Here is a 17,040-nt window from a genome sequence, read left to right on the forward strand (position 1 = left end):
GGGGGAGTTTCGCCGTTTTCTTAGAGCAAGATTCTACCGAGGTGCCAAAATTCGCTTTTCGCTCATTTTGCCCCTGCGGGAATCTTGTTGGGGAGTGCCTTCCCCAAACCCTGCTTATGCGGCTTGCGCCGCTTAAAAATCCCTCAAAATATTTTTTCGGATTTTTTCAAAAACAGTTCCGTTTTACCCCCTGTTTTTCTCCTATTAGTGAGAGAACACCACGCACAGAAAGGAGGTCTGCCGACCATGAAAAGATACAACACACCGCACCGCAGCCGGGTAGTCAAGACACGCATGACCGAGGAAGAATACGCCGAGTTTGCGGAAAGGCTTTCTGCTTACCACATGAGCCAAGCCGAGTTTATCCGGCAAGCCATAACCGGGGCAGCCATACGCCCCATCATAACCGTTTCCCCCGTCAATGACGAGCTGCTTGCCGCTGTCGGGAAGCTGACCGCCGAATACGGCAGGATCGGCGGCAACTTAAACCAGATAGCCCGGACGCTGAATGAGTGGCACAGCCCCTACCCGCAGCTTGCCGGGGAGGTACGGGCGGCGATTTCCGACCTTGCTGCCCTAAAGTTTGAAGTCTTGCAGAAAGTGGGTGACGCTGTTGGCAACATTCAAACATATCAGCTCTAAAAATGCCGACTATGGCGCAGCGGAAGCCTACCTCACATTTGAGCATGACGAGTTTACCATGAAGCCCACCCTTGATGAAAACGGGCGGCTGATACCGAGGGAGGATTACCGCATTTCTTCCCTCAACTGCGGGGGCGAGGATTTCGCCGTTGCCTGTATGCGAGCCAATCTCCGCTATGAGAAAAACCAAAAACGGGAAGATGTGAAAAGCCACCACTATATCATCAGTTTTGACCCACGGGACGGGACAGACAACGGCTTGACCGTAGACCGGGCGCAGGAGCTGGGCGAGCAGTTCTGCAAAGAGCATTTCCCCGGACACCAAGCCCTTGTATGCACCCACCCGGACGGGCATAACCACAGCGGCAATATCCATGTGCATATCGTCATCAACTCCCTGCGGATTTACGAAGTCCCGCTTCTGCCCTACATGGACAGACCAGCCGACACACGGGCGGGCTGCAAGCACCGCTGCACCAACGCCGCTATGGAATATTTCAAGAGTGAAGTCATGGAGATGTGCCACCGGGAGGGGCTTTACCAAATCGACCTCTTGAACGGCAGCAAGGAACGGATAACGGAACGGGAATACTGGGCGGCAAAGAAAGGGCAGCTTGCCCTTGATAAAGAGAACGCTGTCAGAGAAGCCGCAGGACAGCCGACCAAGCCCACCAAGTTTGAAACGGACAAGGCGAAGCTGCGCCGGACGATACGGCAGGCACTTTCCCAAGCTGGCAGCTTTGACGAGTTTTCTTCCCTTTTGCTGCGGGAGGGCGTAACTGTCAAGGAGAGCCGGGGGCGGCTTTCCTACCTCACGCCGGACAGGACAAAGCCTATCACAGCCCGGAAGCTGGGGGACGATTTTGACAAGGCTGCTGTCCTTGCCCTGCTCACGCAGAACGCCCACAGAGCCGCCGAACAGACCAAAGCCATACCCGAATACCCCCACACCCAAAAGGGACGCTTGCGGGAGGAAAAAGCCGCAAAAACCACCCCGGCAGACAACACCTTGCAGCGCATGGTTGACCGGGAAGCCAAGCGAGCCGAGGGCAAGGGCGTGGGCTATGACCGCTGGGCGGCAAAGCACAACCTAAAGCAAATGGCAGCTACTGTTACCGCCTATCAACAGTACGGCTTTTCTTCCCCGGAGGAACTGGACGAAGCCTGTTCTGCCGCTTATGCCGCCATGCAGGAAAGCCTTACAGAGCTGAAGCAGGTGGAAAAGACGCTGAACGGGAAAAAGGAGCTGCAACGGCAGGTGCTTGCCTATTCCAAGACCCGCCCTGTCCGGGACGGGCTGAAACAGCAGAAAAACGCCAAAGCAAAAGCAGCCTACCGACAGAAGCACGAAAGCGACTTTATCATAGCAGACGCAGCCGCCCGTTATTTCAAGGAGAACGGCATTTCCAAGCTGCCGAGCTATAAAGCCCTGCAAGCAGAGATTGAAGCCCTTATCAAAGAGAAAAACAGCGGCTACAACGATTACCGGGCAAAACGGGAGGAATACCGCCGCTTACAGACTGTCAAGGGCAATATCGACCAGATTTTACGCCGGGAGCGCAAGCCTGTGAAAAGGCAGGAACAGGAACGATAAAAACCACCCCAAAATGTACCCGAACCCATACAGAACAAGGGGGCTGCCCCGTACTCTACCCGCAATACCAAAGGATTTTTTAACGGGCTTACAGGGCAGAAAAACCCCGAAAATGATACCGAGATGATACAGAATTACCGTCGATACCGCCACACCAGCGGAAACGGCAGAAAGGAGCGCACCCATGCCAAGAATGAGCAAGAAACGGCGGCTGGAATGGTCTTTTTTCCTGCGGCAAGTAAAAGTCGGGAATACCACCTGCGACCGTATCACATACAACGACCTCTGCCGGGGCTGTACCCATAGCTGTAAGCAGAGCTTCCGGGCGGTTATCATACTTTGCCCCCGCTACTACTCCAAACGCCGGAAAAAGGAGGACAGGGACAATGGCAGATAACCGCAAGTATTACTACCTCAAGCTGAAAGAGAATTTTTTTGACAGCGACTCCATTGTGCTGCTGGAAGATATGAAAGACGGGATTTTATATTCCAATATCCTCTTGAAGCTGTACTTAAAATCTCTGAAAAACGGCGGGAAGTTGCAGCTTGACGAGCATATCCCCTACACAGCGCAGATGATAGCGACACTGACCCGCCACCAGATAGGGACGGTTGAAAGGGCTTTAGAGATTTTCCGGCAGTTGGGGCTTGTGGAGCAGCTTGACAGCGGGGCTTTTTATATGACCGATATTGAGCTGATGATAGGACAGTCCTCTACCGAAGCCGAGAGAAAACGGGCTGCAAGGCTGGAAAACAAGGCACTTTTACCGCCCCGGACAAAAGGCGGACATTTGTCCGACATTCGTCCACCAGAGATAGAGATAGAGTTAGAGAAAGAGATAGAAAAAGAGAGAGAGGGAGAAACGGGACACCCCGCCCCCGCCGCTTATGGCAGATACAACAATGTGATACTGACCGATACAGAGCTTTCCGGGCTGAAAACAGAGCTGCCCGACAAGTGGGAGTATTATATTGACCGGCTTTCCTGCCATATCGCTTCCACCGGGAAGCAGTACCAGAGCCATGCAGCCACCATTTACAAGTGGGCGCAGGAGGACGCTGCCAAAGGCAAGGCTGCCCCGAAACAGGGCATACCCGATTATTCATGTAAGGAGGGCGAGAGCTTATGAAAAACGAGATTGAAGCTATGATTACGGATATTACAACCACTACCGCCGAAGCGGAGGACTACACAGGCGAGGACGGGCTTTTATACTGCGGCAAGTGCCATACGCCCAAAGAAGCCTACTTTTCAAAAGAAACCGCCCAATGGTTAGGGCATGACCGACACCCAACAGACTGCGACTGCCAGCGGGCAGCCCGTGAAAAGCAGCAAGCCGCCGAAAGCCGACAGAAGCACCTTGAAACAGTGGAGGACTTGAAACGCCGGGGCTTTGCCGACCCCGCTATGCGGAACTGGACATTTGAGCATGACAACGGCAGAAACCCACAGACCGAAACCGCCCGCTTTTATGTGGAGAGCTGGGAAACCATGCAGGCTGAAAATATCGGCTACCTGTTTTGGGGAGGCGTGGGGACAGGAAAAAGCTACCTTGCCGCCTGTATCGCCAACGCCCTTATGGAAAAAGAGGTTGCCGTTCGCATGACAAACTTTGCAACGATACTCAATGACCTTGCTGCCAGCTTTGAGGGCAGGAACGAATATATTTCCCGCCTTTGCAGCTACCCCCTGCTGATACTTGATGATTTCGGTATGGAGCGAGGGACAGAATACGGGCTGGAACAGGTTTACAGCGTGATTGACAGCCGTTACCGAAGCGGCAAGCCGCTGATCGCCACGACCAACCTCACGCTGGAGGAATTGCAGCACCCGCAGGACACACCCCACGCCCGTATCTATGACAGGCTGACTTCCATGTGCGCCCCTGTCCGCTTCACGGGCAGCAACTTCCGAAAGGAAACCGCACAGGAAAAGCTGGAACGCTTAAAGCAGCTGATGAAGCAGCGAAAGGAGAGCCTATGACAGAAACGAAACAGACAAGCACCACCAAAACAGACCGCCGCCCGGACTGTGTAACGGAAATCCGCATGGGCAACTCCGTCCTTACCGTTTCCGGCTTCTTCAAGCAGGGCGCAACCGACACCGCAGCCGACAAGATGATGAAAGTGCTGGAAGCGGAAGCTGCTACACAAAAAACGGCGATTTGACCGACCATAAAGAAGCAGATTTGACGCTTTTGCCGCTATACAGACAGCCGCCCCATGTGGTACAATCAAGGTACGGAATAGTGGGGCTGGCTGTCGGAAACGGAGGATTTTATGTTAAGACAGACCAACCAACAACCAATTACCGCCCTTTACCCAAGACTTTCCCATGAGGACGAGCTGCAAGGCGAGAGCAATTCCATTTCCAATCAGAAGCGTATCCTTGAAACCTATGCAAAGCAGAACGGCTTTTCCAATCTGCGCTGGTACACGGACGACGGTTATTCTGGTGCGAACTTTCAAAGACCCGGTTTTCAAGCCATGCTTGCGGACATTGAAGCCGGAAAAGTCGGGACAGTTATCGTAAAGGATATGTCGAGGTTAGGGCGAAACTACCTGCAAGTGGGAATGTACACAGAAATGATTTTCCCACAGAAAGGTGTCCGCTTCATCGCTATCAATGACGGAGTGGACAGCGCACAGGGCGACAATGACTTTGCCCCGTTGCGGAATATATTTAACGAATGGCTGGTGAGAGATACGAGCAAGAAAATCAAAGCAGTAAAACGCTCAAAAGGTATGAGTGGCAAGCCCATCACAAGCAAGCCTGTGTATGGCTACCTCATGGACGAGGACGAAAATTTTATTATTGACGAGGAAGCTGCACCCGTAGTCAAGCAGATATACAACCTCTGCCTTGCTGGGAATGGTCCGACTAAGATAGCCCGTATGCTCACAGAGCAGCAAATCCCCACGCCGGGGACGCTGGAATACCGCAGGACGGGCAGCACCCGCCGCTACCACCCCGGCTATGAGTGCAAGTGGGCGACTAATACCGTAGTGCATATCCTTGAAAACCGGGAATACACAGGCTGTCTGGTAAATTTCAAGACAGAAAAACTTTCTTACAAAGTCAAGCACAGTGTAGAAAATCCCCTGGAAAAGCAAGTGATTTTCGAGAACCACCACGAGCCTATCATAGACACCCAAACATGGGAACGGGTGCAGGAGCTTCGCAAACAGCGCAAACGCCCCAACCGCTATGATGAAGTGGGTTTGTTCTCCGGCATACTGTTCTGTGCGGACTGCGGCAGCGTGATGTATCAGCAGCGATACCAGACGGACAAGCGCAAGCAGGACTGTTATATCTGCGGCAACTACAAGAAGCGCACCCATGACTGTACGGCGCACTTTATCCGCACCGACCTCTTGACCGCTGGTGTACTCTCCAATCTGCGGAAAGTGACAAGCTATGCGGCAAAGCATGAAGCCCGGTTTATGAAGCTCTTGATTGAGCAGAACGAGGACGGGGGCAAGCGCAGGAACGCCGCCAAGAAAAAGGAACTGGAAGCCGCCGAGAAACGCATAGCCGAGTTATCCGCTATCTTCAAGCGGCTGTATGAGGACAGCGTGACCGGGCGCATATCAGACGAGCGTTTCACAGAGCTGTCGGCAGACTATGAAGCAGAACAACGGGAGCTGAAAGAAAGAGCCGCCGCTATCCAAGCGGAGCTTTCCAAAGCACAGGAAGCCACCGTGAACGCAGAAAAGTTTATGAATGTTGTCCGGCGGCATACCAGCTTTGAAGAACTTACCCCTACTCTGCTGCGGGAGTTTGTAGAGAAAATCGTTGTGCATGAGTGCAGCTATGACGAGAACAAGACCCGCAGACAGGACATTGAGATTTATTATTCTTTTGTTGGCAAGGTGGACTTGCCCGAATAACCGCCCGACCTATCCGACACAATGCGCAAGTGCCGGATAGGAACGGCAAAATTTTTTACACTTCTTTTACTTCTTTATCTCACTTGAGCAAAGAGCCAGGGCATGAAGCAGCTCATGGCGGGCGGCGGCATTATCCTGCTGGGCACCACCCTGATCCCCCTGCTGTCCGGGCTGTTTAGCTGATAAGGGCAGCGGCGCATGGGATTTCTCACCGACTGGATCACGAACTGGCTGAAGGAGCTGCTGATCGGCGGGATCATGGACAACCTGTCGGGGCTCTTTGATACAGTGAACGCCCGTGTCGGGGAGATCGCGGTACAAGTGGGGACGACCCCGGCGGCATGGAACGCCGGGGTTTTCTCCCTCATCCGGCGGCTTTCTGAAACGGTGATACTGCCCATAGCCGGACTGATCCTGACCTTTGTTGCAACCTACGAACTCATTCAACTGCTGGTGGAGCGAAATAATCTTCACGACCTGGACTACTGGATTTTCTTCAAGTGGATATTCAAAACGGCCTGCGCTATCCTCATTCTGTCCAACACGTTCAACATCGTTATGGCGGTGTTCGACGTGGCCCAGCGGGTAGTGGCGCAGTCGGCGGGGCTGATCCAGGGCTCCACGGACGTTTCCCCGTCTATGCTGGCGGACCTGGAGGCCACGCTGGAGGGGATGGACCTGGGGCCCCTGGTGGGGCTGTGGCTGCAATCCTTTGTGGTACAGCTCACCATGACCGCGCTGAATATCGTGATCTTCGTGATCGTCTACGGGCGGATGATAGAGATATATATGCTCACCAGTTTAGCGCCCCTCCCGGTGGCAACCCTGGCAAACCGGGAGCTGGGCGGGGCCGGGCAGAACTATCTCCGCTCCCTGTTCGCCGTGGGCTTCCAGGGGATGCTGATTTTAGTCTGTGTCGGCATCTATGCGGTGCTCATTCAGAGTATCGCCGTGGGGGGCGATCCCATAGGGGCGATATGGGGCACCATCGGCTATACGGTGCTGCTGTGCTACTGCCTGTTCAAAACGGGGAGTATCGCCCGGAGCGTCCTGGGGGCGCATTAGGCCCCGAACCTCTGGACACCGAGTCCAGAAGCGGAGAGGAGGGTTTTTATCGGGAAATACGCTGTGATCTACGCCGACCCGCCCTGGCGGTACGCCCAAAAGAATTTGCAGGGTGCGGCGGAGAAGCACTATCCCACTATGAGCATCAACGACCTGTGCGCGCTCCCGGTGGAGGAACTGGCCGCCCCGGACTGCGCCCTGTTCCTGTGGGCCACGTTCCCCCAGCTCCCGGAGGCCCTGCGGCTGATCAAGGCGTGGGGCTTCGCCTATAAGAGTGTGGCGTTTGTCTGGCTGAAAAAGAACCGCCGGGCGGATAGCTGGTTTTACGGTCTGGGCTTTTGGACCAGGGCCAACGCGGAGGTGTGTCTGCTGGCGACGCGGGGCCATCCCCGGCGGCAGGCCGCCAATGTCCACCAATTCATTATTTCTCCCATTGAGGCCCACAGCAAAAAGCCGGACGAGGCCAGGGAGAAAATTGTGGCCCTCATGGGCGACGTTCCCCGCGTGGAGTTGTTCGCCCGGCAGACTGCCCCCGGCTGGGACGTGTGGGGAAACGAGGTGGAATGTACTGCTGACTTCTGGACACGGTGTCCAGAGCTGGTAACAAGAAAAGAGGTGTAATTTTTGCCCTATGTGAATGTACCCAACGACCTGTCCAGGGTCAAAACCAAGCTGGCGTTCAACCTCACCAAGCGGCAGCTTATCTGTTTCGGCGGCGGCGGGCTGGTGGGCGTCCCCGTCTATCTGCTGACCCGTGGGGCCGTCGGCGGCACCGGGGCCATGTTCCTCATGCTGGGGATCATGCTCCCGGCGTTCCTCATGGCGATGTATGAAAAGGACGGCCTGCCCTTTGAGAAAGTGGTGCGCAACATCATCCGCGCCCGCTTTCTCCGCCCCGGCCCCAGGCCCTACCGAACGCAGAATATCTATGCCACGTTCGCCGGAAAGGAGGTGTCCGCTTCTGAACCCAAGAGCCAAAAGCGCCGGAAGTGCAAGGGCCGGTAGGCGCTCCCTCTCCGCACAGCAGACCATCCCCTATGTGGAAATGCTGAAAGACGGCATTTGCCGGGTACGGGAGGGCTTCTATACCAAAACCATCGCCTACGAGGACATAAATTATTCCGTGGCCTCCAGCGAGGACCAGTCCGCTATCTTCGACGGCTGGTGCGGCTTCCTCAACTACTTTGACAGCGCCCTCCCGTTCCAGCTCTCTTTCATTAACCACCGTTCCAGGGGCGGCAGCCGGTACAAGGTCAATATCCCTATGGCCCACGACGACTTTGACAGCATCCGGGGCGAGTATGTGGATATGCTGAAACGGCAGATTGCCCGGAGCAACAACGGGATCGTCCGCTCCAAGTACATCACGTTCGGCGTCCCCGCCGACGGCCTGGAGACAGCCCGCCCCCGGCTGGAGCGGGTGTCCAGCGATATTATGGGCAACTTCAAAAAGCTGGGGGCCCATTCCCGTGTGCTCAATGGGCGGGAGCGGCTGGAGGTGCTTCACGGCCAGATGCACCCCGGAGGCCGGGAGCCGTTTCGCTTCTCCTGGCCGGACATTGTGAAAACCGGCATGGGGACCAAGGACTTCATCGCCCCGGACAGCTTCGACTTCTCCGCCTCCCGGACGTTCCGGGTGGGGCAAGCCTGGGGCGCGGCGTCCTACTTGCAGATCATGGCCTCCGAGCTGTCGGACAAGCTGCTGTTGGAGCTGCTGGAGCTGGACGCGGAAATGACCGTCACCCTCCATGTTCAGACGGTGGACCAGCTCAAGGCCATCAAAATGACCAAGGGCAAAATCTCCGACATTGACAAAATGAAAGTGGAGGAGCAGAAAAAGGCGGTCAGGGCAGGGTACGACATGGAAATTTTGCCCCCGGACCTCATTACCTACTCCAAGGACGCGGCGGCGCTCCTGGCAGATCTCCAGAGCAGAAACGAGCGAATGTTCCTCCTGACGTTCACGGTGGTGAATGTCGCCCCCACCCGGCAAAAGCTGGAGAACGACGTGTTTACCATCTCCGGCATCGCCCAAAAGTACAACTGCGCCTTGAAGCGGCTGGACTGGCAGCAGGAGCAGGGCTTTACCTCCTCCCTGGTGCTGGGGGACAACGCCATCGAGATACAGCGGGGTATGACCACCAGCTCCACGGCAATTTTCATTCCCTTTATGACCAAGGAGCTGCGCATGGACGGGGCGGCGCTGTACTACGGCATGAACGCCCTTTCTAACAACGTCATTATGGCTGATCGTAAGCGTTTGAAAAACCCGAACGGGATGTTCCTGGGCACTCCTGGGAGCGGCAAGAGCTTCGCCGCCAAGCGTGAGATCGTCAACGTGTTCCTCACCCTCCCGGACGACGACATTATCATAGCAGACCCGGAGGGGGAATATTACCCCCTGGTGAACCGGCTGGGCGGACAGGTGGTGCGGCTGTCTCCCTCCGCCACGGCGGGCACGTTCATCAACCCCATGGACATTAACCCCAACTACGCCGACGACGAGGACCCGCTGTCCCTCAAAAGCGATTTCATTCTCTCCCTGTGCGAGCTGATCGTGGGCGGGCGGAGCGGGCTGGCCCCGGTGGAAAAGACGGTGATAGACCGCTGTGTGCGGACCATCTACCGGCCCTATCTGGCGGACCCGGCCCCGGAGCGTATGCCCATTCTCCAGGACCTCTACAATGAGCTGCTGAAACAGTCCGAGCCGGAGGCCCGGCGGGTGGCGTCCGCCCTGGAGCTGTACTGTACCGGGTCCCTCAACCTCTTTAACCACCGTACCAATGTCAGGGTCAATTCCCGGCTGCTGTGCTTCGACATTAAGGCCCTGGGAAAGATGCTGAAAAAAATCGGGCTGCTGATCCTCACGGACCAGATATGGGGCCGGGTGACGGAGAACCGGGACCGGCGGCGGGCCACCTGGGTATACCAGGACGAGTTTCATGTGCTGCTGGCCGAGCCCCAGACGGCGGCGTACAGCGTCGAGATTTTCCGCCGCTTCCGCAAGTGGGGGGCCATCCCCAGCGGGATCACCCAAAACGTGAAAAGCCTGTTGGAGAGCAGCGAAATTGAATCCATTTTCGGCAACTGCGATTTCCTCTATATGCTGTCCCAGGCCGCCGGGGATCAAAAGGTGCTGGCAAGCCGCCTGGGGATCAGCCCGCACCAGCTTTCATACGTCACGCACTCCGGCTCCGGCGAGGGGCTGCTTTTTTATGGGGACACCACTATTCCCTTTGTAGACCACTTCCCCCAGGACACCGAGCTCTATACCCTGCTGACGACCAAGCCGGAGGACAAGGCCAATGGGCAAGAGTAAGGCCCGGCCCACTTCTGGACACCGTGTCCAGAAGTCCGGGTACAAGGCCAAGCTCCACCAGGAGAGCGAACGGGCCCGGCCCTCCGAACGGCTGCGGCAGGAGGGGAAGAAGCGGAGCGCCCAGGGGCAGACGCGGGCGGAGCAGAGCGCGGTCAAGGCGGAAAAGGCCAAGCTGCGCATGGGCAAGACCCAGGAGAAGCTGGCGGCCCAGGCCCCGCCCAAGCCCCCCGGCCCCGTTCACCGGGCAGCGGGGGCCGCTGGCTGGAGCCTCCACGGTTTTGTCCACGGCAAAATTTACGAGGTGGAGCATGAGAACGTGGGCACCGAGGGGGCCCACCACTCCGAGCTGGTGGGCGAGGCCGTGGGGCGGAAAACGGCCCGGACGGTGCGGCAGGCCATCCGGGATCATCCGGCCAAGGCCGCCGCCCGCGCCGAACGCCGGTATGTCAAGGCCACGGCGGAGCACCGTTTTCAAGTGGAGCTGGAGAAGCACCCGGAGCTGGGCAAAAACGCCATCGCCCGGTTTGCGCAGAAGCAGCGCCAAAAACGGCAGTACGCGAAACAGGCGCGGGAGGCCGCCAAGCAGGGAGCCAAAGCCGCTGAGAAAACCGCCGTCTCTGCGGAGAAGCTGGCGGAAAAGGCGGTGGGCTTCGTCAAGCGGCACCCCGGCAGCGTGGTGATCGCCCTGTGCTGTGTCCTCCTCCTGTTCACGGTCCAGTCCTGCGCCTCCTCCCTGGTGACGATAGGCAACGGGATCATCGGGGGGATCGGGGCCAGCACCTACCCCGCCCAGGACGGGGATATGCTGGGGGCCGAGGCCGCCTACTGCGCGTTGGAGGCGGAGCTGCAAAACTACCTGGACACCTACACCAGCACCCACGACTACGACGAATACCACTTCGACCTGGACGCCATCGAGCATGACCCATACGTTTTGATCTCCATGCTCTGCGCGTTCCATGAGGGGGAGTGGACGCTGGCGGAGGTGCGGGGGACGCTCCAGAATATTTTTGACCGGCAGTATATCCTCACGGAGAATGTGGAAGTGGAGGTGCGCTACCGGCCAGAAACGCGGACGGGGCCGGACGGCCCCTACACGGTTTGGGTCCCCTACAATTACTACATCTGCACCGTGACGCTGAAAAGTGAGGACCTGTCCCACCTGCCTGTCTACATGATGGGCGGGGATCAGCTTTCCCGCTATTCCCTCTATATGTCCTCCCTGGGCAACCGGCCCGACCTGTTCCCCGGTTCCGGCTATGTGGACAAGTATATCACCAACCCGCCCCAGCCCTACGACGTGCCAGAGGAATACCTGTCCGATGAACGGTTCGCCGCCATGCTCACCGAGGCGGAGAAGTACCTGGGCTATCCCTATGTGTGGGGCGGCAGCTCCCCGGCCACGTCCTTTGACTGTTCCGGTTTTGTCTCCTGGGTGATCGGCCATAGTGGGTGGGACGTGGGCCACATGGGGGCCCAGGCGCTTTACAACTACTGCACCCCCGTCAGCTCCCCACGGCCCGGCGACCTTGTGTTTTTCCGCTACACCTACGACGCGCCCAACCCGGACGGCGTGACCCACTGTGGTATCTATGTGGGCGACGGAATGATGCTGCACTGTGGGGACCCCATTCAGTACACCAGCTTGAATACAAGCTACTGGCAGTCCCATTTTTACGCCTGGGGGCGTTTACCATGACAAAAGGAGGTTTCAATGGCAATCAGCAAGAGTGCGAAAATTTGGGCCGAGATGGAGAAAGTCAAGGCCAAGATCAGCGAGCAGCAGTCCCGGCTGAAAGAGCTGGAGCAGAAGCACCGGGAGGCCGAGAATGAGGAGATCGTGGATATTGTGCGGGGCATGAGCGTGACCCTGGACGAGCTGCCCGCCCTCCTCCGGCAGTTCCGGGGCGGGCCCTCTGGACACGGTGTCCAGAAGCCCGGCGAGGGAAAGGAGGAGACTTGATGAAGAAATCCCGTATTTTGGCGTCCATGCTCTGCGCCGTCCTGATGGTGGGGGTGCTCACCGTCCCCGCCTATGCTGGCGGCGGCGACGAGAGCGAGGGCAGCGAATATGTCCCCTGGGTGGGCCTGGAGCCGGTGGACCCCCTGCCCGTGGAGCAGCCGCCGGAGCCCCAGCCGTTCACCCCGGACGGAACGGGGACGGTGGTGGACAACGCCACCGACGAGGACGGCAAGGAGTTTTTCACCATCACCACAGCGGACGAGGCCGTTTTTTATTTGGTGATCGACCGGCAGCGGAGTACGGAAAATGTGTATTTTCTGAACGCTGTCACCGTGTCCGACCTGATGGCCCTGGCCGAACAGGACCAGGAGCCGGAGGCCCCGCCCCCTGTGACGGAGCCGGACCCGGAGCCCGAACCTGACCCCGCCCCGGAGCCGGAGCCTCAAAAGTCCGGCGGGGCCGGGATGCTCCTGGCGGCCCTGGCGGTGCTGGCCCTGGGCGGCGGGGCCGGGTGGTACTTCAAGATTTACCGCCCCAAGCAGCAGCGGACGGCGGAGCCGGAGGAGGATCACGCCGACTATGACGAGCCCGACGGCTACGACGACGCGCCCCCCTGGGACGTGGACGACGAGGACGAGGGAGGGGACGAGTGAATTTCACTAACAGTCCCTATGAGCCCTTTATGAAGCAGCCCACCTACCACCTGCCCCCGGAGCCCACCCCGGCCCCCAAGGGGTCCATCTGCGAGGGGTGCCCCTACTGGCGGGGCCTGCGGTGCGTGACCTGTTTCCGGGCCTACCTGCGGAGCCGGGCCAGTCCCGACAATGGGAGGTGACGGCATGGACCAGCGGGAGCTCACCCGCGAGGAGCGGGCGGCGATCCGGGCCCTGGTGGTAAAGCGGTGTGCCAACTATGACCGGGGCGTGGGATGCTTGCCTTTGGACTGCGAGTGCTATATGCTGGGGAAAACCTGGACGGGGCCCCTGTGCCGCTACTTTCGGGCGGCGGTCCTACCCCTGGACCCGGCGCTGGAGGCGGCCCTGACCGCCCCGGCCCCGGTGGAGACGCGGGCCTGCCCCCTCTGCGGGCGGCCTGCCCTCCTGGGAGGGCGGCGGCGCTACTGTTCCCCCGCCTGCGCCCAGGCCGCGCACAGAAAGCAGCAGCGGGACCACATGAGGAAAAAGCGGGGCTGAACCGTTGACAATTAGGCCCTCAAAAGCCCCGTGTTTTCAAGGCTTTTCAGACGGCGAACGGGGGCGGGCCGTATCATTTTACGTCTCGCCCCTGTTTCGGCCCTATACTGTCAACATTTTGGAGGTTATCATGGAAGAAAATCAAGGCTATGTGATCCGACAGTCCGTCCTGTTCGACAATGGCCGGGGCTTTGCCCTGGGGGAGCACCCCAGGGAGGGCTTCGTGACATGGCAGTTTACCCAGGAGGGCGGCCACCGGGACTACTATTGGGGCCACTATTATGACGATGGGGCCGCTGCGGAAAAGGACTATGCGGACCGCGCCGCCGACTATCAGCGCCGCTTTCATGTTCGGGAGGTCAAGGCACCTATCTCCCGGCAGATGGAGGAGGCGGGGAGACAGGCCCAGGAGCGGCAGGCCCCGCCCGTCCCCAAAAAGGACGCCCCGGATCGGGGTGAACGGTAGCCGTGGCGGGAAAGAAGCGCCGCCGGAATGTGCCGCTCTATGTTTGGGTGAGCCCGGAGGAGCTGCAAGGGATCAAGGCCCGCATGGAGCAGACGGGCATCCGCAATATGAGCGCCTATGTCCGAAAAATGGCCCTCAACGGCTATGTGCTCCAGGTGGACCTCTCCCCGGTGCGGGAGCTGGTGTCCCTCCAGCGGCGGTGCGCCAACAATCTCAATCAGGCGGCGCTCCATGTGAACACCTACGGCGGGCTGTATCAGAACGAGCTCCAGGCGCTACAAAAGGACTACGCCGACCTGTGGGGGCCTCTCTCCGAGCTGTTGGGGAAGCTGGCCCAGGTGGTGGCCCTGTGACCCGTGGGAGCGGCCCAGGCCGCTCCCCGGCTGTCCCCGCCCTCTGGACACCGTGTCCAGAGGCGGGGAGAACCGATTTTGAAAGGGGGTGCTGTCCCTGGCGACGACCCGTCTCATAACCCACCATATCAGCGGGGGCAAGTCGATCCTGGAATCCCTGTCGGACCGCTTCGACTACGGCCAGAACCCGGCCAAGACCCTGGGCGGGGCTCTGATCCGCTCCTACGAGTGCGACCCCCTCACCGCTGACAGCGAGTTTCTTTTGAGCAAGGCCCGCTATAAATCCATCACGGGCCGGGAGCAGAAACGGGACGCCGACGTGCTGTGCTATCAGATCCGCCAATCGTTCCCCCCTGGGGAGCTGGACCCGGAGGAGGCGCTGAACATCGGCTATGAGCTGGCGATGCGCTGGACCAAGGGAAAACACGCTTTCTTCGTGGCGTCCCACGCGGACCGGCCCCACCCTCACGTCCACATTTACTACAATTCCACGTCCCTTGACTGTACCCGGAAATACCGGGATTTTTTAGGGTCCGCCCGCGCCCTGCGGCGGCTGTCTGACCGGGTATGCCTGGAGCATGACCTGTCCATTATCAAAAATCCCAAGCTCCATAGCAAGGGGAAATTTCTGCATTACGGCCAATGGCTGGGCGGGGCCCGGCCTCCCTCCTACAAGGAGCAGATACGGAGGATCATCGACGGGGCCCTGACGGAGCGGCCCGCCGACCTTGCCGACTTCCTCCACCGGATGGAGGCGGCGGGCGTCCAGGTGAAGCGGGGCCGGGGCGGGGTGATCTCGTTCCGGCTTCCAGGCCAGGACCGGGCCACCCGGTTCCGGGCCTCCACCCTGGGGGACGGCTACGGCCCGGAGGACGTGGAGGCGGTGAACGACGGGCGGGCCCCCGTCCGCAAGCCCGCCCAGGCGCGGCCCCGGCCAGCGGCTCCACAGCGCGTCAATCTTATCATCGACATTCAACAGCGCATGGCCCAGGGCAAGGGACCCGGCTATGAGCGGTGGGCGAAAATCTACAATCTGAAACAGATAGCCGCCGCGCTCCAATTTCTCCAGGAGAACGGCTTGACGGACTATGACGCCCTGGCGGAGCGGACGGCGGCGGCGGTGGACCGGGCCCACGCCCTGGCCGGGGAGCTGCGGGAGGTGGAGGAGCGGCTGGCCTCCACCACGAAACTGATGGGGGCCGTGGTGGACTACGCCAAGACCCGGCCTGTGTTCGACGGCTACAAGGCCGCCCGGTACAGCAAGAAGTATCTGGCGGAGCATGAGGAGGCGCTGGCCTCCTACCGGGCGGCAAAGGCGGCGATCAATGAGCTGCTGGACGGGGCTAAGCTCCCGAAGATGGACGCGCTGAAAAAGGAGCGCCGGGAGCTGGCGGAGCGGAAGAAAAAACTCTACGCTCAATACCGGGCAGCACAACAGGAAATGCGGGAGGCGGTGGCGGTCAAGGCCAACGTCGATCATCTTCTCGACCTGCCCGGAGGGCGGGAGAGTAAGGCCCAGGAGCGGTAGCGACGGGGCCGCAGACAGGGAAGCCTCTGGACACGGTGTCCAGAGGCTTCCGGCGGGTTTGGGGGCACCCCAACAAGCATTTTCGCAAGGCGAAAATGGCGAGTGTATTGACACTCGCCCTGCTTGCCGTTTAGCGCAACCCTGGAATAAGCGCAAAAAACGGAGGCGGCGTTTTCCTTACGCTTCCTCCGTTTCACGGGCTTTGCAGATGCCCTCTGCGGCGCTCTCCATGATGGTTAGCTCTTTTTCGTCCATGCCATTCAGCATCCGGTCAATGTGTTTCCGGCGCTCGTCCTCTCCGTTGTGTTTGTCCGGGTAGAAAAATTCATCTACGGAAATATCCAAAAGGGTGACGAGTTTGTAAAAGGCGTTGAGGCTGGTGTGCTGGCCCTTGTTCTCAATATACATGATGGAGCGAGGGGTGAGGTCTACAAGCTGGGCCAGATGCTCCTGCGTCCAGCCTTTGGCCTTGCGTCTACGCTTGATTTCTTTGCCCAGGGCGCGACAGTCCAGGCGCTTTTCATATTGGTACATTCTCACATCACCCCTATATTATTTTACATTTCAGGGGCGAGTATGAGAACGAAATACAATTTTATATTTTAGTAGTATCTTTTTTCGCAAATCAAAGTCTCTAAAAATATAAGAGCCTATGGATTTGACTTGACAAGAAAGTGCAAACTGTGTATAATCTATACAAATTAACAAGAGAGGTGAACACAATGTTGTTCGGGAAGTTCTGTATTGGATTCGGCTCCACACAAGTTTATACCACGAAACATTGTGCGGAGCCTTTTCGGAGAGTTGATTGATATGGTGAAAGGGCCAAGGCGGATATAGACTGCCTTTGGTTTTTGTGCCCTTTTATCCAATTAACGATAGACAATCGACTGTTTAGGCCACAGACAATGTTTTGTTTGTGGCCTTTTGTTATGCTTATTTATGAATGTGCAAAGGGTACACGATATGGTGTGCCCTTTTCTTTGTTTGCGCGCCATGGGCGCGCTCTAACGGGTGTAAGTCCCG

Annotated in this window: 19 protein-coding genes and 1 pseudogene; 19 read left to right on the forward strand and 1 reads right to left on the reverse strand. The window is 58.4% G+C overall.

Going from position 1 to position 17,040, the window contains the following annotated elements; genetic code table 11:
• Nucleotides 1–246 precede the first annotated feature (246 nt).
• The 19 genes and pseudogenes from DXC51_RS13975 (at nt 247) to DXC51_RS14075 (ending at nt 16,014) form a co-directional block, all read left to right on the forward strand.
• Nucleotides 247–642 (forward strand): plasmid mobilization protein, encoded by a 396-nt coding sequence (locus tag DXC51_RS13975; protein WP_109215851.1) that lies wholly within the window; start codon nt 247–249, stop codon nt 640–642.
• A complete protein-coding gene (locus DXC51_RS13980; RefSeq protein WP_109215852.1) occupies nt 614–2,236 on the forward strand; it encodes a relaxase/mobilization nuclease domain-containing protein in 1,623 nt (540 codons plus the stop codon). Before DXC51_RS13975 ends, DXC51_RS13980 begins: the two co-directional genes overlap by 29 nt.
• A 184-nt stretch (nt 2,237–2,420) precedes the next feature.
• Nucleotides 2,421–2,633 carry a hypothetical protein gene (locus DXC51_RS13990; RefSeq protein ID WP_005927784.1) on the forward strand — a complete coding sequence of 71 codons (213 nt, stop codon included), beginning with the start codon at nt 2,421–2,423 and terminating at the stop codon, nt 2,631–2,633.
• Nucleotides 2,623–3,366 carry a phage replisome organizer N-terminal domain-containing protein gene (locus tag DXC51_RS13995; RefSeq protein WP_109215853.1) on the forward strand — a complete coding sequence of 248 codons (744 nt, stop codon included), beginning with the start codon at nt 2,623–2,625 and terminating at the stop codon, nt 3,364–3,366. The genes DXC51_RS13990 and DXC51_RS13995 overlap by 11 nt, the downstream gene beginning before the upstream one ends.
• Entirely contained in the window at nt 3,363–4,220 is an 858-nt protein-coding gene (locus DXC51_RS14000; RefSeq protein WP_098924872.1) for an ATP-binding protein, read from the forward strand. Before DXC51_RS13995 ends, DXC51_RS14000 begins: the two co-directional genes overlap by 4 nt.
• The gene (locus tag DXC51_RS14005) at nt 4,217–4,405 is read left to right on the forward strand and encodes a transposon-encoded TnpW family protein (RefSeq protein ID WP_002569233.1); all 189 of its coding nucleotides are present in this window, start codon (nt 4,217–4,219) and stop codon (nt 4,403–4,405) included. Before DXC51_RS14000 ends, DXC51_RS14005 begins: the two co-directional genes overlap by 4 nt.
• 111 nt (nt 4,406–4,516) lie before the next feature.
• Nucleotides 4,517–6,127, forward strand: coding sequence for a recombinase family protein (locus tag DXC51_RS14010; protein WP_098924870.1), 1,611 nt, complete (start codon nt 4,517–4,519; stop codon nt 6,125–6,127).
• An 87-nt stretch (nt 6,128–6,214) separates the two neighbouring features.
• Nucleotides 6,215–6,310, forward strand: a pseudogene (locus DXC51_RS30050) (Maff2 family mobile element protein); the annotation flags it as partial.
• A 15-nt stretch (nt 6,311–6,325) separates the two neighbouring features.
• Complete coding sequence (locus DXC51_RS14020; RefSeq protein ID WP_117544756.1) at nt 6,326–7,192, forward strand: VirB6/TrbL-like conjugal transfer protein, CD1112 family; 867 nt, start codon at nt 6,326–6,328, stop codon at nt 7,190–7,192.
• Nucleotides 7,193–7,240: 48 nt separating this feature from the next.
• Nucleotides 7,241–7,813: an MT-A70 family methyltransferase gene (locus tag DXC51_RS14025; protein ID WP_117544757.1), complete on the forward strand. Its 573-nt coding sequence runs from the start codon at nt 7,241–7,243 to the stop codon at nt 7,811–7,813.
• Nucleotides 7,814–7,816: 3 nt separating this feature from the next.
• Nucleotides 7,817–8,197, forward strand: a complete 381-nt coding sequence (locus DXC51_RS14030) for a PrgI family protein (RefSeq protein ID WP_117544758.1) — start codon at nt 7,817–7,819, stop codon at nt 8,195–8,197.
• A complete protein-coding gene (locus DXC51_RS14035) occupies nt 8,121–10,511 on the forward strand; it encodes a VirB4-like conjugal transfer ATPase, CD1110 family (protein ID WP_334294620.1) in 2,391 nt (796 codons plus the stop codon). The genes DXC51_RS14030 and DXC51_RS14035 overlap by 77 nt, the downstream gene beginning before the upstream one ends.
• Complete coding sequence (locus tag DXC51_RS14040) at nt 10,498–12,210, forward strand: C40 family peptidase (protein WP_117544759.1); 1,713 nt, start codon at nt 10,498–10,500, stop codon at nt 12,208–12,210. The genes DXC51_RS14035 and DXC51_RS14040 overlap by 14 nt, the downstream gene beginning before the upstream one ends.
• 15 nt (nt 12,211–12,225) lie before the next feature.
• Nucleotides 12,226–12,474 (forward strand): DUF4315 family protein, encoded by a 249-nt coding sequence (locus tag DXC51_RS14045; protein ID WP_117544760.1) that lies wholly within the window; start codon nt 12,226–12,228, stop codon nt 12,472–12,474.
• Nucleotides 12,474–13,127: a CD1107 family mobile element protein gene (locus DXC51_RS14050; RefSeq protein WP_117544761.1), complete on the forward strand. Its 654-nt coding sequence runs from the start codon at nt 12,474–12,476 to the stop codon at nt 13,125–13,127. Before DXC51_RS14045 ends, DXC51_RS14050 begins: the two co-directional genes overlap by 1 nt.
• A 186-nt stretch (nt 13,128–13,313) precedes the next feature.
• Nucleotides 13,314–13,667: a cysteine-rich VLP protein gene (locus DXC51_RS14060; RefSeq protein ID WP_117544763.1), complete on the forward strand. Its 354-nt coding sequence runs from the start codon at nt 13,314–13,316 to the stop codon at nt 13,665–13,667.
• Nucleotides 13,668–13,797: 130 nt separating this feature from the next.
• Entirely contained in the window at nt 13,798–14,133 is a 336-nt protein-coding gene (locus DXC51_RS14065; RefSeq protein WP_117544764.1) for a hypothetical protein, read from the forward strand.
• 2 nt (nt 14,134–14,135) lie between these two features.
• Nucleotides 14,136–14,486 (forward strand): plasmid mobilization protein, encoded by a 351-nt coding sequence (locus tag DXC51_RS14070; RefSeq protein ID WP_117544765.1) that lies wholly within the window; start codon nt 14,136–14,138, stop codon nt 14,484–14,486.
• A gap of 97 nt (nt 14,487–14,583) precedes the next feature.
• Complete coding sequence (locus DXC51_RS14075; RefSeq protein ID WP_117544771.1) at nt 14,584–16,014, forward strand: relaxase/mobilization nuclease domain-containing protein; 1,431 nt, start codon at nt 14,584–14,586, stop codon at nt 16,012–16,014.
• A 177-nt stretch (nt 16,015–16,191) separates the two neighbouring features.
• Here the strand turns inward: DXC51_RS14075 and DXC51_RS14080 are convergent, their stop codons facing one another.
• Nucleotides 16,192–16,548, reverse strand: coding sequence for a helix-turn-helix transcriptional regulator (locus DXC51_RS14080; protein WP_117544766.1), 357 nt, complete (start codon nt 16,546–16,548; stop codon nt 16,192–16,194).
• Nucleotides 16,549–17,040 lie beyond the last annotated feature (492 nt).

The organism is Eisenbergiella massiliensis (genome assembly GCF_003435485.1).

Excerpts from the sequence above, each read along its gene's own strand:
- DXC51_RS14040 (WP_117544759.1), top strand. The coding sequence starts at position 10,498 with ATGGGCAAGAGTAAGGCCCGGCCCACTTCTGGACACCGTGTCCAGAAG.
- DXC51_RS14020 (WP_117544756.1), top strand. The coding sequence starts at position 6,326 with ATGGGATTTCTCACCGACTGGATCACGAACTGGCTGAAGGAGCTGCTG.
- DXC51_RS14080 (WP_117544766.1), bottom strand. The coding sequence starts at position 16,548 with ATGTACCAATATGAAAAGCGCCTGGACTGTCGCGCCCTGGGCAAAGAA.
- DXC51_RS13990 (WP_005927784.1), top strand. The coding sequence starts at position 2,421 with ATGCCAAGAATGAGCAAGAAACGGCGGCTGGAATGGTCTTTTTTCCTG.
- DXC51_RS14005 (WP_002569233.1), top strand. The coding sequence starts at position 4,217 with ATGACAGAAACGAAACAGACAAGCACCACCAAAACAGACCGCCGCCCG.
- DXC51_RS14050 (WP_117544761.1), top strand. The coding sequence starts at position 12,474 with ATGAAGAAATCCCGTATTTTGGCGTCCATGCTCTGCGCCGTCCTGATG.
- DXC51_RS13995 (WP_109215853.1), top strand. The coding sequence starts at position 2,623 with ATGGCAGATAACCGCAAGTATTACTACCTCAAGCTGAAAGAGAATTTT.
- DXC51_RS14060 (WP_117544763.1), top strand. The coding sequence starts at position 13,314 with ATGGACCAGCGGGAGCTCACCCGCGAGGAGCGGGCGGCGATCCGGGCC.
- DXC51_RS14065 (WP_117544764.1), top strand. The coding sequence starts at position 13,798 with ATGGAAGAAAATCAAGGCTATGTGATCCGACAGTCCGTCCTGTTCGAC.
- DXC51_RS14000 (WP_098924872.1), top strand. The coding sequence starts at position 3,363 with ATGAAAAACGAGATTGAAGCTATGATTACGGATATTACAACCACTACC.
- DXC51_RS14010 (WP_098924870.1), top strand. The coding sequence starts at position 4,517 with ATGTTAAGACAGACCAACCAACAACCAATTACCGCCCTTTACCCAAGA.
- DXC51_RS13975 (WP_109215851.1), top strand. The coding sequence starts at position 247 with ATGAAAAGATACAACACACCGCACCGCAGCCGGGTAGTCAAGACACGC.
- DXC51_RS14035 (WP_334294620.1), top strand. The coding sequence starts at position 8,121 with ATGCCACGTTCGCCGGAAAGGAGGTGTCCGCTTCTGAACCCAAGAGCC.
- DXC51_RS14045 (WP_117544760.1), top strand. The coding sequence starts at position 12,226 with ATGGCAATCAGCAAGAGTGCGAAAATTTGGGCCGAGATGGAGAAAGTC.